The organism is Streptomyces sp. TBY4, assembly GCF_024213195.1.
Classification (GTDB): domain Bacteria; phylum Actinomycetota; class Actinomycetes; order Streptomycetales; family Streptomycetaceae; genus Streptomyces.
In genome coordinates this window covers 320,276-335,559 of record NZ_JANAVF010000005.1, presented here as the reverse complement: position 1 = coordinate 335,559, position 15,284 = coordinate 320,276, and the positions used below count along the sequence as shown (strand labels likewise).

The 15,284-nt window shown below is 73.6% G+C and carries 10 protein-coding genes; 5 read left to right on the top strand and 5 right to left on the bottom strand.

Annotation, left to right across the window (positions count from 1 at the left end; genetic code table 11):
- Nucleotides 1-27: 27 nt before the first annotated feature.
- Nucleotides 28-906, bottom strand: coding sequence for an acyl-CoA thioesterase II (tesB, locus tag NLX94_RS14810; protein WP_254383176.1), 879 nt, complete (start codon nt 904-906; stop codon nt 28-30).
- A gap of 18 nt (nt 907-924) precedes the next feature.
- Nucleotides 925-2,082: an acyl-CoA dehydrogenase family protein gene (locus NLX94_RS14805; RefSeq protein WP_254383175.1), complete on the bottom strand. Its 1,158-nt coding sequence runs from the start codon at nt 2,080-2,082 to the stop codon at nt 925-927.
- 268 nt (nt 2,083-2,350) lie between these two features.
- On the opposite strand from NLX94_RS14805, the gene NLX94_RS14800 reads away from it, so the two are divergent.
- Nucleotides 2,351-3,223: a hypothetical protein gene (locus tag NLX94_RS14800; RefSeq protein ID WP_254383174.1), complete on the top strand. Its 873-nt coding sequence runs from the start codon at nt 2,351-2,353 to the stop codon at nt 3,221-3,223.
- Between the two features lie 28 nt (nt 3,224-3,251).
- Here the strand turns inward: NLX94_RS14800 and NLX94_RS14795 are convergent, their stop codons facing one another.
- Entirely contained in the window at nt 3,252-4,727 is a 1,476-nt protein-coding gene (locus NLX94_RS14795) for a PucR family transcriptional regulator (RefSeq protein WP_254383173.1), read from the bottom strand.
- Nucleotides 4,728-4,844: 117 nt separating this feature from the next.
- Here NLX94_RS14795 and speB point away from each other — a divergent pair, with 117 nt between their 5' ends.
- From speB to NLX94_RS14775, 4 genes are all read left to right on the top strand, one after another.
- Nucleotides 4,845-5,816, top strand: coding sequence for an agmatinase (gene speB / locus NLX94_RS14790; protein ID WP_254383172.1), 972 nt, complete (start codon nt 4,845-4,847; stop codon nt 5,814-5,816).
- Nucleotides 5,817-5,820: 4 nt separating this feature from the next.
- Nucleotides 5,821-7,488 (top strand): thiamine pyrophosphate-binding protein, encoded by a 1,668-nt coding sequence (locus tag NLX94_RS14785; protein WP_254383171.1) that lies wholly within the window; start codon nt 5,821-5,823, stop codon nt 7,486-7,488.
- Between the two features lie 16 nt (nt 7,489-7,504).
- A complete protein-coding gene (locus NLX94_RS14780) occupies nt 7,505-8,209 on the top strand; it encodes a hypothetical protein (RefSeq protein ID WP_254383170.1) in 705 nt (234 codons plus the stop codon).
- 116 nt (nt 8,210-8,325) lie between these two features.
- Nucleotides 8,326-12,120, top strand: a complete 3,795-nt coding sequence (locus NLX94_RS14775; RefSeq protein ID WP_254383169.1) for an ABC transporter ATP-binding protein — start codon at nt 8,326-8,328, stop codon at nt 12,118-12,120.
- Between the two features lie 46 nt (nt 12,121-12,166).
- Here the strand turns inward: NLX94_RS14775 and NLX94_RS14770 are convergent, their stop codons facing one another.
- Both NLX94_RS14770 and NLX94_RS14765 read right to left on the bottom strand, forming a co-directional pair.
- Nucleotides 12,167-14,002 (bottom strand): methyltransferase, encoded by a 1,836-nt coding sequence (locus NLX94_RS14770; RefSeq protein WP_308402430.1) that lies wholly within the window; start codon nt 14,000-14,002, stop codon nt 12,167-12,169.
- A gap of 82 nt (nt 14,003-14,084) precedes the next feature.
- Nucleotides 14,085-15,281, bottom strand: coding sequence for a 4-hydroxybenzoate 3-monooxygenase (locus NLX94_RS14765; RefSeq protein WP_254383168.1), 1,197 nt, complete (start codon nt 15,279-15,281; stop codon nt 14,085-14,087).
- Between the last annotated feature and the right edge of the window lie 3 nt (nt 15,282-15,284).

The window sequence follows — 15,284 nt, the reverse complement described above, 5'->3', positions numbered from 1 at the left end:
GGTGTGACGTTACGTCGGACGGCCGTACTACGCGCGCGGGACGCGCACCACGCCCTCCTGGATGACCGTCACGGCGAGTCGGCCGTCCTGGGTCCAGATCCGGGCCTGACCGAGGCCCCGGCCGGCGGACGCCGAGGGCGACTCCTGGTCGTACAGCAGCCATTCGTCGGCGCGGAACGGCCGGTGGAACCACATCGCGTGGTCGAGGGATGCGCCGACCACGTCGCCCACCGCCCAGCCGCCCTTTCCGTGCGCGAGCAGCACGGAGTCGAGCAGGGTCATGTCCGAGACGTAGGTGGCCAGGCAGGTGTGCAGGAGCGCGTCGTCGCTCTCCAGCTTGCCGGCGGTGCGGAACCACACCTGCGTGCGCGGTTCGACCGGTTCGCCGACGCTGCCCCAGGGCGGGACCGTCGCGTACCGCAGGTCGACCGCGCCGCGCGCCTCGATGAGCCGTTCCACGGTGCCCGGGTTGCGGAAGATCTCCCGGTAGGCGGGGAGCGATTCGGCCGCCGTCGGGAGGGTCTCCGGATCGGGGGCGTCGGGCATCGCGGCCTGGTGGTCGAGGCCCTCCTCGTACGTCTGGAAGGACGCCGAGAGGTGGAAGATCGGCTGGCCGTGCTGGACGGCGACGACGCGGCGCGTGGTGAAGGAGCGCCCGTCGCGGATCCGGTCCACCGAGTACACGATGGGCGCGCCCGGATCACCGGCGCGCAGGAAGTACGAGTGGAGCGAGTGCGCGGTGCGGTCCGCGGGGACGGTCCGGCCCGCCGCCACCAGGGCCTGGGCCGCGACCTGGCCGCCGAAGACCCGCGGTACCAGCGCGGAACGGCTGGTACCGCGGAAGATGTTCTCCTCGATCTGCTCGAGGTCGAGCAGATCGAGGAGCGTCGTCAGTGCCTCGTTCATGGGGGAAGGGTAGGACCCTTACAGGCCCATCGACTTGGCGATGATGGACTTCATGACCTCGCTGGTGCCGCCGTAGATGCGGTTCACGCGGTTGTCGGCGTACAGGCGGGCGATCGGGTACTCGTTCATGTAGCCGTAGCCGCCGTGCAGCTGGAGGCACTTGTCGATGACGCGGTGCGCGACCTCGGTGCAGAACAGCTTCGCGGAGGCGGCCTCGGCGGCGGTGAGCTCACCGGCGTCCAGGGCCTCCAGGGCGCGGTCGGCGACGGCCTCGGCGGCGTCCACCTCGGCCTGGCAGGCGGCCAGTTCGAACTTGGTGTTCTGGAAGTGCGCGACCGGCTTGCCGAAGACGGTGCGGTCGGTCACGTACTGCTGGGCGAAGCGGACGGCGGCCTTGGACTGTGCGTACGCGCCGAAGGCGATGCCCCAGCGCTCGGACGGCAGGTTGGCGCCGAGGTAGTAGAAGCCCTTGTTCTCCTCGCCGAGCAGGTCCTCGACCGGGACCTTCACGTCGACGAACGCCAGCTCGGCGGTGTCGGAGGTGCGCAGGCCGAGCTTGTCGAGCTTGCGGCCGATGGAGTAGCCCTCGGACTTGGTGTCCACGGCGAAGAGGGAGATGCCGAAGCGGCGGTCGTCCTCGCTGGGGGCGGAGGTGCGGGCGCAGACGATCACGCGGTCGGCGTGCACGCCGCCGGTGATGAAGGTCTTGGAGCCGTTGAGGACGTAGTGCGTGCCGTCCTCGGAGAGCTTGGCGGTGGTCTTCATGCCCGCGACGTCGGAGCCGGTGCCCGGCTCGGTCATCGCCAGGGCCCACATCTCCTCGCCGGAGACGAACTTCGGCAGGAAGCGCTTCTTCTGCTCGTCGCTCGCCAGCATCTTGATGTAGGGGAGGGCGAGCAGCACGTGCACGCCGGAGCCGCCGAAGTTGACGCCCGCGCGGGAGGTCTCCTCGTAGAGGACGGCCTCGAACTTGTGGGTGTCCAGGCCGGCGCCGCCGAACTCCTCGGGGACGTTGATCCCGAAGATGCCCAGCTCGCCGAGCTTGTAGTAGAACTCGCGCGGGGCCTGGCCGGCCGCGAACCACTCGTCGTAGACCGGGACGACCTCGGCCTCGATGAAGGCGCGGATGGTCTCGCGGAACGCCTCGTGGTCCTCGTTGAAAACGGTACGGCGCACGGCCGGCTCCCTTCGGTCGCGGCGGTCCGCCGCTTTCATAGCTAAGCGCTTGCTCATAGCTAAGTTACCCGGCGGTCACTCCGGCTGTCCAGGGCGGAGCGGTGTGACCCGGGCCCTTTCCGCGACCCGGTGCCGCGCAGCGGCCCCCGGCGATGTGGCCAATGGCGACTGGCCGGATACCCCCTTCTGCCGCCACCGTCCCCGCGGCTTGACTCGTGCCTCCAGGTCGCGGGCCCCGGGCCCCGTCCCCGAAAGAACAGGAACCGGCATGATCAGGAGACTGTTGAGCCTCACGGCTGCCCTCGCCGCCACCGTGGTGCTCGGCGCGGGCACGGCCGGCGCCGCGCAGCGGCAGCAGGCGGAGGCGCCCCGGCAGGAGAAGCGCGTGCACAACGCGATGCAGATCGCCTTCGACCCCGCCCGCCCCGACTCCTTCTGCACCATCGGGGCCGTCGGCAACGACGACTACGGGCGGAAGATCGCGATCTCGGCCGGGCACTGCATCTCCGGCCCCGCCTACGCCGACCGCGAGATCCGCGAGGACATCATCCCGGTCTACCACCGGCAGGACATCGCCTGGGGGCCCATCGGGTACGTCCGCTGGTTCAAGGACCCGGAGGGGTCCAGCACCGGACACCTGGCCAAGGACTACATGGTCATCGAGCTGGTGGCGGGCGTGACGCTCTCCTCCCAGGGGCCGCACCTGAAGCAGACCGGTGTGATGGAGGTGCCCGGCGGGATACCCAGCCCCAACGCGCTCACCCCGCCGCTGAACAACGAGCGGCTGATCGGCGCCGCCTGGTTCAACAACAACGAGCTGGTCGTCTCCGGCCAGCTCGGCGTCTGGTACGGCCGGATCACCAACAACGACCGGGGCGTCTACCAGGCCCACCCCCAGCACAAGGCCGGCGACTCCGGCGGCCCCACGATCTGGCACGTACCGGGATCGGCGTACCCGTCGCAGGCCAACGGGGGCCGGGCCGAGGGCCCCTGGGCGGGCATCACCAAGGCGATCATCCTCGGCTTCCCCATGTACGCGTACACGAGCTCGGCGAACATCATGGCCGACCTCCGCACCCGCGACGCGGCGGACCCCGCCGACGTCTACGGAGCGGGCTTCGAGGTGACCGCCAACCCGTGACGGGTCCCGGCCGGCCCGCCGACACCCCCTAGGACAGCAGGCGCAGGGCGAACCAGAGCTCCATCCGGGTGTCCGGGTCGTCCAGGTCGGCGTCGCCCAGCAGGGCGGCGGCGCGGGCGATGCGCTGGCGGACGGTGTTGCGGTGGATGCCGAGGGCGGCCGCGCTGCGGTCCCAGCTGCCGTGGTGGGCCAGCCAGCTGCGCAGGGTGTCCCGGAGCGCGGGGGAGAGGGGGCCGAGCAGGGACTCGGCGTGGGCCCGGGCCTCGGCCGCGCCGACCAGGCCGGCGAGGCCGGGCTCCGTGTGGCGGGCCAGCGGGGTACGGGCCGCCTCGGCGCGTTCCAGGGCCCGCCCGGCCTGCGCGTCGGCGCCGGGCAGGCCCTCGGGCGCGGCCGGGGCACTGACCCCGAGCCGCCACCCGGCCTGCGGCTCGGGCTCCCGGTCGGTCAGCAGGCGTACGGGGTCCTCGCGCGGGTCCAGCAGTACGGTGCCCAGCGCGGCCGCCAGGGCCCGCGGGTCGCCGCCGCCGCGGGCGTGGACGGCGTACCAGGGCCCGGAGCCCAGCGCCCCGGCCGGATCCCCGCCGAGCAGCAGCCGGGTCAGGGCGGCTTCCGCCCCGGCCGGGCGGTGCGCGGTGAGCAGGGTCAGCAGGACGGCCGCCACCGAGGCGACGGTGTGGTCCCCGGGAGCCCGCGAGGGGGTCGCCAGCGCGAGCACCGGCCCCCCGCCGAGGCCGTGCACCGAGAGCTGGACCCCGTCGTGCACCCCCGTGGCGGTGGCGGCCGCCCCGGGCCCCACCCGGGGGGCCAGTCCGGCCAGCGCCTCCAGCACCCCGGGCGCGGGGAGGGCCCCGGCGAAGACCCCGGGGACGGCGCCGGCCCCCGCCGCCGGCGGCTCCGGCGGGGTGGCGGGGAGCAGCCCGGCCCAGCCGCCCAGGGTCGCCGCCAGGCGGCGCAGGACCGCCGGGACCGGGTCCGGGCGGGCGGCGGCCGCCGCCAGGGACTGCTGGGCCTCGGTCACCCGGCGGAGCTCGGCGGTCCGGGCCCGGGCCATCAGCCGCCAGACGCTCCGGCCGACCGCCGTGAAGGGGGTTCCGGGCGGCACCTCGACCAGGGGCAGCCCGTACCGGTCGCAGGCCTCGACGAGGGACCGCGGCACGGTCTCGTGCACCGGGGTCACCCCGAAGCCGAGGGCGCCGGCCCCGGCCCGGACCAGCCCGGCCACGTACGGCCCGGCATCGGTGCGGCCCGGCCCGGGGCCCGCGAGGCCCGCCTCAGGGAGGCCCGCCCCCGCGAGGCCCGCCCCCGCCGGGCCGGATTCCGCCAGGCCCGCCCCCGCCGTGAGGAGGAGCTCGCCGCCCAGGAGGTACGGGGACGGGTCCGCCATCTCGGAGGCGTGCACCCCGTGCAGCTCGGCCTCGGCGGGTCCGGCCAGGTGGCGCAGCCCCAGCTCGTGGTCGGCGAGCAGCCGGGCCAGCGCCACCGGCGGGGTGGGAGGGGCTTCCATGGATGGATACTCCGTACATAGAGGGAGGGCGGGATGGATGAAACGTACACTTCGCTGCCCCGGGATGTCCGTTTACGCTCGAAGGACCGCACCGCAACCTCCCCGGAAGGCCCCCCCATGAGCACGCAGCCGCGCGGCCCCGTCGACTCCTCCCGCATCCCGCGCTACGCGGGCCCCGCGACCTTCGCCCGGCTGCCCCGCCTGGACGAGGTCGGCGGCAAGGCCGACGTGGCCGTCGTCGGCGTGCCGTTCGACTCCGGAGTCTCGTACCGCCCCGGCGCCCGCTTCGGCGGCAACGCCATCCGTGAGGCCTCCCGCCTGCTGCGCCCGTACAACCCGGCGCAGGACGCCTCCCCGTTCGCCCTCGCGCAGGTCGCCGACGCCGGCGACATCGCGGCGAACCCCTTCAACATCAACGAGGCCGTCGACACGATCGAGGCTGCGGCCGACGAGCTGATCGCGGGCGGCTCCCGCCTGATGACCCTCGGCGGCGACCACACCATCGCGCTGCCCCTGCTCCGCTCGGTGGCGAAGAAGCACGGCCCGGTCGCGCTGCTCCACTTCGACGCCCACCTGGACACCTGGGACACGTACTTCGGCGCCGAGTACACGCACGGCACCCCGTTCCGCCGCGCGGTGGAGGAGGGCATCCTCGACACCGAGGCGCTCTCCCACGTCGGCACCCGCGGCCCGCTGTACGGCAAGCAGGACCTGGACGACGACGCCAAGATGGGCTTCGGCATCGTCACCTCGGCCGACGTCTACCGGCGCGGCGCCGACGAGGTCGCGGACCAGCTCCGCCAGCGCATCGGCGACCGCCCGCTGTACATCTCCATCGACATCGACGTGCTGGACCCGGCGCACGCGCCCGGCACCGGCACCCCGGAGGCGGGCGGCATGACCTCCCGCGAGCTCCTGGAGATCATCCGCGGACTCTCCTCCTGCAACCTGGTCTCGGCGGACGTCGTCGAGGTCGCCCCGGCGTACGATCACGCGGAGATCACCTCGGTCGCGGCCTCGCACACCGCGTACGAGCTGACCACGATCATGAGCCGTCAGATCAGTGCGGCGAAGGCGAAGGGCAACTAAGAGCGTGACGCACGACCACGACCTGGTACTCCGTCCCACCGAAGCCCAGAAGGCGGCCGCACTCGCGCCGCCACCCGGGCGCACGGGCGGGGACCTGGTCGTGGAGACGCTGTGCTCGCTCGGCGCGACCACTGTCTTCGGCCTGCCCGGCCAGCACGCGCTCGGCCTCTTCGACGCCGTCGGCCGCTCGGACCTGCGCCTCGTCGGCCTGCGTACGGAAAACAACGCCGGGTTCGCCGCCGACGCGTACGGCCGGACGACCGGAGAGGCGGCCCCCCTCCTGCTGTCCACGGGCCCGGGCGCGCTCATGGCGCTCCCGGCCCTGGCCGAGGCGGCTGCGGCCTCCGCGCCCGTCCTGGCGATCGCCTCGCAGGTCCCGACCCCGGGCCTGGGCGGCGGCCGGCGCGGCCACCTGCACGAGCTGCGCGACCAGGCGGCCTCCTTCCGGGACGTGGTCAAGTCCGTGCACACCGCCCGGACCCCCTCCCAGATCCCGTCCGTGATCGCCGAGGCCTGGGAATCGGCGCTGACCGCCCCGCACGGCCCGGTCTGGGTGGAGATCCCCGAGGACGTGCTGCGCGCCGAAACCCTCCTCCCGCAGGTCACGGGCATGGACGCGACCCCGCACGAGCTGGCCCCCCGTCCGGAGCTGACCGCGCTGGCCGCGCACTGGCTGGAGAACGCCGAACGCCCGGTGATCATCGCGGGCGGCGGGGTGATCCGCTCGGACGCGGCCGGCAAGCTGAAGCAGCTCGCGGAACGCCTGAACGCCCCCGTCGTCACCACCTTCGGCGGCAAGGGGGCCTTCCCCTGGACCCACCCGCTGTCCCTCCAGTCCTGGCTGGAGGACCGCCACATGACGGACTTCCTGGAGGACGCCGACGTCCTCCTCGTCGTCGGCTCCGGCCTGGGCGAGCTGTCCTCGAACTACCACACGTTCTTCCCGGAGGGCCGGGTCGTCCAGATCGAGGCGGACCTCGGCAAGCTGGAGTCCAACCACGCCGGCCTCGGCATCCACGCGGACGCCCGCCTCGCCCTGCAGGCCCTCCTCGAAACGGTGGCCGAGCGGCCCGACCCGCAGGCCCCCGAGCGCGTGGCCCTGCTCCTCGCCGACATCGCGGCCCGCCTCGCCGCCCAGGACCTGACCCTGGAGCAGCAGCTCCTGACCTCGATCCGGCAGGCCCTTCCCCCGCGCTCCCCGTCCTTCTGGGACATGACGATCCTGTCCTACTGGGCCTGGTCGGCCTTCGACCCCAAGCACCCCAACACCATGCACTCGGCGCAGGGCGCGGGCGGCCTCGGCTACGCCTTCCCGGCGGCCCTCGGCGCGGCCGTGGCGGAGCCGGACACCCCGGTCCTCGCGGTCTCCGGCGACGGCGGCGCGATGTACTCGATCGCCGACCTGGCCACCGCCCGCCAGCACGACCTGGACGTCACCTGGCTGATCGTGGACGACGGTGGCTACGGCATCCTGCGCGAGTACGGCTGCGAGACGGGCACGGCCCTGACCCGCCCCGACTTCGCCGCCCTGGCGGCCTCCTTCGGCGTACCGGCGACCACCACCACCCCGGAGGGCCTCCGCGAGGACCTGACCAAGGCCCTCAGGACGCCGGGTCCTTCGGTGGTTGTTCTCCCGGCCGCCTTGCGGATGTTCGCCCCGACACACCTGTAGGCCGTTCCGTGGGCGGATGAGGATTTCCGCCCGGCCGGCGGCCGCCGCGCTCGTGTCCCTCCTGCTCCTCCTGCCCCTGGCGTCGTGCACCCCGGGCTCCGGAGAGCCCGCCGCGCACCCGTGTGGGCTCGGCGCCGACTCGCGGGAGGACGCACTGGTGCGGGAGGTCCTGGCGCGGGAGTCGTACGAAACGCAGGTGCTCGACTCCACGAGTGCCCTGGCGAAGACGATGGAACAGGCACTGCCGTCGATCGGCCCGAAGAAGACCTCCTTCGGCGCCAACGCCTGCGCGTACAAGCGGATCGTGGACCTCGACATCGCCCACATGGTCCTCGTGGCCGGATGGGTCCTGCGGGGCTCCGAGGGCCGGCCGTACTTCGACGACGTGGCCTACGAGCTGAACGGTGTGCGCGGCCTGACGAACATCGGCGTGTCGGAGTTCGGCCTGACGACCGCAAGCCGGTCGAACCTGCTCATCCCGTGCGACCTGCCCGGCAAACTCGCGGCGCGCTCGCGGAAGGTCTGGCTGGAGGCGGAGCTGCGGTACACCTTCAGTCCCCGACGGCTGGAGCTGGACCAGGCGGCCAAGGACAGCCGCATGACCCTCACCTATCTGCTGGCCCGCCGGGTCACTGACGCCCTCGGCTGCGAGAACCAGCCCCTCGCCAAGCCCCCCGTGGTGGAGCCGCTCCCCGCCCCCGCCCGGGCGGACGCCCCGTAGGCCCAGTACCGCGCGCGGGATGCGGGCAACCCAGTTCGAATTGTTGCGGCGGGATGAAATCCGCCGGTCGGAGCGTTGGCGCTTCCGGCAGGGCAGGACGAACGGGGAGGCAGTACGTGGCTACGGCGACGGCGGGAACGGCGGCGGAAAGCAAACAGGGGTGGGGGAGGCGGCTCGCCGCCTACACCTGGCGGTACAAGGCCAACGTGCTGCTGGCCCTCGGGTCCTCGCTCGGCGGCATGGCCGTCATGGCGCTCGTACCGCTCGTCACCAAGGTGATCCTCGACGACGTCATCGGCGACCACAGCAAGCCCATGACGCCCTGGGCCCTGATGCTCATAGGCGCCGCCGTCCTCGTGTACGTGCTGACCTACATCCGCAGGTACTACGGCGGCCGGCTCGCCCTCGACGTGCAGCACGACCTGCGCACCGACATGTACGACACCATCGCCCGGCTCGACGGCCGCCGCCAGGACGAGCTGTCCACCGGGCAGGTCGTGGGGCGGGCGACCACCGACCTCCAGCTGATCCAAGGGCTGCTCTTCATGCTGCCCATGACCATCGGCAACTTCCTGCTCTTCGGGATATCCCTCGGGATCATGCTGTGGCTCTCGCCGCTGCTGACCCTCGTCGCGCTGCTCATGGCCCCGGCCCTCTGGTTCATCGCCAAGCGCAGCCGCAAGAAGCTCTTCCCCGCCACCTGGTACGCCCAGAGCCAGGCCGCCGCCGTCGCCACCGTCGTCGACGGGGCCGTCACCGGCGTCCGCGTCGTCAAGGGCTTCGGCCAGGAGGAGCAGGAGACCGGCAAGCTCCGCGACGCCGGCCGCCGGCTGTTCGCCGGACGGATGCGCGGCATCCGGATGAACTCCCGCTACACCCCGGCGCTGCAGGCCGTACCGGCCCTCGCCCAGGTCGCCATGCTGGCCCTCGGCGGCTGGATGGCCACCAAGGGGCAGGTCACCATCGGCACCTTCGTCGCCTTCTCCACCTACCTCGCCCAGCTCGTCGGCCCCGTCCGCATGCTCGCCATGGTCCTCACCGTCGGCCAGCAGGCCCGCGCCGGCGCGGAGCGGGTCTTCGAGCTCATCGACACCGAGCCGGTGATCCAGGAGGGGACGCGGGAGCTCCCCGCGGACGCGCCCGCCACCGTCGAGTTCGACGACGTGCGGTTCGGGTACGACCCCGAGCGGCCCGTGCTCGACGGGTTCGGCCTGTCGATCGCCGAAGGGGAGACCGTCGCCCTCGTCGGTTCCTCCGGCAGCGGCAAGTCCACCGTTTCGCTGCTGCTGCCGCGCTTCTACGACCCCGACCGGGGCGCCGTCCGCGTCGGCGGCCACGACGTCCGCGAGCTGACCTACGACTCCCTGCGCGACGCCATCGGGCTCGTGCCCGAGGACTCCTTCCTCTTCTCCGACAGCATCCGCGCCAACATCGCCTACGGACACCCCGGCGCCACCGAGGACCAGATCCGCGCCGCCGCCCGCGCCGCCCAGGCCGAAGGGTTCATCGAGGCGCTCCCCGCCGGGTACGACACCACGGTCGGCGAGCAGGGCCTGACCCTCTCCGGCGGCCAGCGCCAGCGCATCGCGCTCGCCCGCGCCATCCTCACCGACCCCCGCCTGCTGCTCCTCGACGACGCCACCTCCGCCGTCGACGCCCGCGTCGAGCACGAGATCCACGAGGCGCTGCGGGCCGTCATGGCCGGCCGCACCACCCTGCTCATCGCCCACCGCCGCTCCACCCTCGCGCTCGCCGACCGGATCGCCGTACTGGACCACGGGCGGCTCTCCGACGTCGGTACGCACGAGGAGCTGGAGCGCCGCTCCGCCCTGTACCGGCGGCTGCTCACCGACCCGGACGCGCTGGGCGCCGGCTCCCCGCGGACGCCCGAGGCCCCGCTGATGGAGGAGTTCGAGCGCGACATCGAGCGGAGCATCGAGCTCGAGGCCGAGATCGACTCCGAGCCCGTCAACGCCAAGCGCCGGGTGGCCGGCGGGATCACCCCCGAGCTCTGGCAGCGCCAGGAGGAGGCGGAGGAGAAGACCACCGCCCCCACCGGGATGCCCGCCACCCCCGAACTGCTCGCGCAGGTGGCCGCGCTGCCGCCCGCCGACGACACCCCCGACGTGGACGAGACCCGCGCCGCGTCCGCCGAGGACAGCTACAACCTGGGCCGCCTGCTGCGCGGCTTCTGGGCCCCGCTCGCGATATCCCTCGGCCTCGTCGCCCTCGACGCCGGCTCCGGGCTGCTCCTGCCCATCCTGATCCGGCACGGCATCGACCAGGGCGTCGAAGCCGCCGCCCTCGGCGCCGTCTGGGCGGCTTCCCTCCTCGCCCTCGGCGTGGTCATGGCCCAGTGGGCCGCGCAGTTCGCCGAGACCCGGATGACCGGCCGCACCGGCGAGCGCGTGCTCTACGCCCTGCGCGTCAAGATCTTCGCCCAGCTCCAGCGCCTCGGCCTCGACTACTACGAGCGCGAGCTGACCGGCAAGATCATGACCCGGATGACCACCGACGTGGACGCCCTGTCCAGCTTCCTGCAGACCGGGCTCGTCACCGCCGTCGTCTCCGTCCTCACCTTCTTCGGCATCCTGGTCGCCCTCCTCGTCCTCGACGTGGAGCTGGCGCTGATCGTCTTCGCCACCCTGCCCGTGCTGATCATCGGCACCGTCTTCTTCCGCCGGAAGTCCGTCGCCGCCTACGAGCTCGCCCGCGACCGGGTCGGACTGGTCAACGCCGACCTCCAGGAGTCCGTGGCCGGTCTGCGCATCGTCCAGGCCTTCCGCCGCCAGCGCGCCGGCGCCGTCCGGTTCGCCGAGCGCAGCGACTCGTACCGCGAGGCCCGGGTCCGCGGCCAGTGGCTGATCTCCGTCTACTTCCCCTTCGTCCAGCTGCTGTCCTCCGGAGCGGCCGCCGCCGTGCTGATCGTCGGCGCGGGCCGGGTGGAGGCGGGCACCCTCACCACCGGTGCGCTGGTCGCGTACCTGCTCTACATCGACCTGTTCTTCGCCCCCGTCCAGCAGCTCTCGCAGGTCTTCGACGGCTACCAGCAGGCCACCGTCTCCCTCGGCCGGATCCAGGGCCTGCTGCGCGAACCCACCAGCACCCCCCGCCCCGCGGACCCCCGCCCGGTCCCCGAACTGCGCGGCGAGATCGCCTTCGAGGGGGTCCACTTCGCGTACGGCACGGCCGAGGAGCGCGGGGAGAAGGAACCGGCGCTCACCGGGATCAGCCTGCGCATCCCCGCCGGGCAGACCGTCGCCTTCGTCGGCGAGACCGGGGCCGGCAAGTCCACCCTGGTCAAGATGGTGGCCCGGTTCTACGATCCGACCGCCGGCCGGGTCACCGCCGACGGGGTGGACCTGCGCGAGCTGGACCTGACGGGCTACCGCCACCGCCTCGGCGTCGTCCCCCAGGAGCCCTACCTCTTCCCGGGGACGGTCCGCGACGCCATCGCCTACGGGCGGCCCCAGGCGAGCGACTCCGAGGTGGAGGCCGCCGCCCACGCGGTCGGCGCCCACGCCATGATCGCCACCCTGGACGGCGGCTACCTGCACGCCGTCACCGAGCGCGGCCGCAACCTCTCCGCGGGCCAGCGCCAGCTGATCGCACTGGCCCGCGCCGAGCTCGTCGACCCCGACGTGCTGCTCCTCGACGAGGCCACCGCCGCCCTCGACCTGGCCACCGAGGCCCTGGTCAACCAGGCCACCGACCGGCTCGCGGGCAAGCGCACCACCCTGGTCGTGGCGCACCGGCTGACCACGGCCGCGCGCGCCGACCGGGTCGTGGTCATGGACCGCGGCCGGGTCGCGGAGGACGGCACCCACGCCGAACTCCTGGCCCGCGGCGGCCGGTACGCCGAGCTGTGGCGGACCTTCGCGGGCGAGGACGAGCCGGCCGCGGCGGCGTAGGGCCGATCCACCTGCCCGCTGATCCGCAGGCCGGCCGTCCGGTGGATCAGTGGGCAGGGGCCCTGCGGGCGTGCAGGACGTGGCCCTCCAGGGGCAGGGGGCTGCTGGTGCACAGCTGGAGGCCGGCGTCGGCGAGCAGGCCGACGTAGTCGCGGGCGTGCCGTTCGCGGCCGCCCACGTTGCACGCCATGTGGAGGTCCCAGGCCGTGGCCAGCGAGGGCGAGCCGTCGGCGGGCAGGAGGCGCTCGACGATCAGGAGGTCGGCCTCCTCCGACATCGCGCGGGCGCAGTGGCGCAGGATCTCGCGGCAGCGGTCGTCGTCCCAGTCGTGCAGGACGCGGGAGAGGACGTACACGTCGCCTCCCGTGGGCGTGTCCGCGAAATCGCCCGCCCGGTAGTCGCAGCGGTCCCCGCAGCCCGCGGCGTCGAGGGTGCGGCGGGCGGCCTCCACGGCGTGGGGACGCTCCAGGAGGACGCCGCGCAGCGCGGGGTGCGCGGCGAGGATCCGGGCGAGGAGTTCGCCGTTCCCACCGGCGATGTCGACGACGGTACGGGGGGAACCGGCCGCGGCGGCGGCCGTGATGGCGGGGTGGGCGGGCAGGGGCCCGAACATGCGCGAGCCGGCGGCCATGGAGCGGTCGAAGAGGTCGGCGAGCTCCGGATCGCGGGCGAAGTGGTCGAAGTGGTTCTCGCCGAAGAGGTGGTCGAAGGCGGGCTGCCCGGTGCGCACGGTGTGGTCGAGCGCGGCGAAGGACTCGTAGAAGGGACCCCCGTACATCAGGGCCAGCGGGCGCATGGAGCCCGGGGAGTCGGCGCGCAGCAGGCCGCCGAGCGCGGTGAGGCGGAAGCCCTCCCGGTCCTGGGCCACGACGTCGAGCATCGCGAGGTAGCGCAGGAGCGTGGCCAGACCGCGGGGATGGGTTCCGGTCCGCCCGGCGAGCTCGGTGGCGGTGGTCGCGGCGGCCGGGTCCATGGCGTCGGGCAGGCCGAGGCGGGCGAAGGCGGCGAGGGCCTGCGTGGTCCACGCGCCGGTGAGCAGGCGCAGCAGTCTTTCGGCATCCGGGGCCGCCGCGGGGGCGGACGCGGGGGCCGGTACGGGGGCCGGTACGGGGTTGCCGAGGTGCTCGGCGAGGACCTCGCGGTGGTCACCGGGCGCGTACAGCTCCAGACGCCGGTAGTCGCACGGGGAGGCCTCGGGGGCGGTGAAGTAGAAGACGGTGCCGTCCTCGTGCTGGTTGTAGCCGCCGCCGTCGGGGGCGGCCCCGTGCCGGGCGAGGACCGCGCGCAGCCCGCGCAGGACCAGCGGGTCCGGGCGCAGGATCTCGAAGGCCAGGTGCGCTTCGTGCCCGCGGGCCCGCTCGTACGCGGCGATCCCCTCCAGGTCCGATCCGGCCGGCGCGGCCAGGGCGAACACCTCGACGGCCCGGCGTTCCCCCGCCGGACCGGGGACGTGGGGCCGCAGGATCCTGACGTCGAGCTCGGCCGCGTCGCGCCGGTGCCGCCGGGCGAGGCGGTCCCGTACGACCACGCTGGGGTGGGAGGCGGTGTCCACGTCCAGCCCGCAGTCGGCGAACAGGGCCCGCAGGCCCGGGAGATCCGGCGGGAAGAGCAGCAGCCCGGTGTGGGCGAACCGGCAGCGGGCGGCCAGCGCCCGCAGTTCCGGGCCGTGCAGGCCGGGCAGCAGGAGGGGCAGCAGGCTCTCGCTGTCGTGCTCCCGGACGAAGGCGGCCGCCGCGCGCAGGCGCGCCGTGTCGTCGAGGGGCGCGGTGGTGTCGGGGGGCGGCGCGGTGCCGTCGAGCAGCATCGTTTCGGCTGGGAGCAGTGCGCCGGTGGAATGCGCCGGCGCACCGGGCAGCATCGTTTCAGCGGGGAGGGTCGTCATCGCGGAATGTCCTCGGGGAGGCGAAGGGGATGGGGAGAGGGGATGGTGAGGGGGCCGGTGAAAGGGGAGCCGGGGCCGGCGGTCAGACGCCGACGTAGTTCTCGGCGAACCAGTCCTGGTGGCTGCGGGACGTGCGCAGGGACTCCAGCCGGGCGCGCCGCAGGGAGCCGTGGAACGGCCCGTCGGGGGTCGCGTGGAGCAGCCGGGTCATCCAGGCGGTGAACTCCTGTGCGCGCCAGATGTGCGCCAGGCACTGGGCGGAGTAGCGGTCCAGAGCCCCGCTGTCGCCGCGGGTGAGGACTTCGGTCAGGGCCCCGGCCAGGAGCTCCGCCTCCAGGACCGCGAGGTTCGCGCCCTTCGCGGCGGCCGGGGCGGTCAGGCTCGCGGCGTCGCCGGCGAGGAGCAGCGAGCCGTGCCGCAGCGGTTCGACGACGTCGCACTCCAGGTCGACGGTCCCGCGCTCCAGGATCGGGCCCTCGGTCAGCGGTCCGTGCCGCTCCGCGCCCATCCGCAGCGCGAGTTCCGCCCAGATCCGCTCCTCGGACCAGGCGTCGGGCCGCATGCCGCGCGGGCACTGGAGGTAGTACCGGGTGATCTGCGGGCCGCGCGCCATGTGCCCGGCGAAACCGCGTCCGTGGAGGGCGTACCCGACGGCGTCGAGGCTGGGCGGAGCCTCGGCCAGCAGTCCGAGCCAGCTCACGCCGTGGTCGTGGTGGTGGCGGACCGCCCCGGCCGGCAGTGACCGACGGGCCGCGCCCCACCGCCCGTCGCAGCCGGCGACGAACCGCCCGTCCCAGCGGCCGGGCCGTCCGTCCTCCTCGCGCGTGGTCACGTACGGCCGTTCGCCCTCCGCGTCCAGGACGCCGAGCGCTTCGGTCTCCCAGCGGATCCGTCCCCCCGCGCCGAGGAAGTGCGCGACGAGATCCGTGACCAGGTTCTGCTGGGGATATACGGTGTGCTGCCCGCCGTTTCCGAGGTTTTTGTAATCGAGCCGGAAGCGGAGCTCCTCGGTGCGGAATTCGCAGGACCCGTGTAACTGGCCGCGGGATTTCAGGCCTTCGGCGAGTCCGTGCCGTTCGAGGATCCGCACCGTGTTCGGTACGAGGAATCCGGCCCGGGCCCGGCTCTCGACGCGGGCCCGGGAGGAACGCTCCAGGATCACGCAGTCGACCCCCGTGGCCTGCAGAAGGATGCCCAGGACCAGGCCGGCGGGCCCGGCCCCGAGGATGACCACATCGGCCGATTCCCGTGCCGCCCGCCCATTCAGAGTCTTCGTCATAGA

Excerpts from the sequence above, each read along its gene's own strand:
- tesB (WP_254383176.1), bottom strand. The coding sequence starts at position 906 with ATGAACGAGGCACTGACGACGCTCCTCGATCTGCTCGACCTCGAGCAG.
- NLX94_RS14800 (WP_254383174.1), top strand. The coding sequence starts at position 2,351 with ATGATCAGGAGACTGTTGAGCCTCACGGCTGCCCTCGCCGCCACCGTG.
- NLX94_RS14795 (WP_254383173.1), bottom strand. The coding sequence starts at position 4,727 with ATGGAAGCCCCTCCCACCCCGCCGGTGGCGCTGGCCCGGCTGCTCGCC.
- speB (WP_254383172.1), top strand. The coding sequence starts at position 4,845 with ATGAGCACGCAGCCGCGCGGCCCCGTCGACTCCTCCCGCATCCCGCGC.
- NLX94_RS14780 (WP_254383170.1), top strand. The coding sequence starts at position 7,505 with ATGAGGATTTCCGCCCGGCCGGCGGCCGCCGCGCTCGTGTCCCTCCTG.
- NLX94_RS14770 (WP_308402430.1), bottom strand. The coding sequence starts at position 14,002 with ATGACGACCCTCCCCGCTGAAACGATGCTGCCCGGTGCGCCGGCGCAT.
- NLX94_RS14765 (WP_254383168.1), bottom strand. The coding sequence starts at position 15,281 with ATGACGAAGACTCTGAATGGGCGGGCGGCACGGGAATCGGCCGATGTG.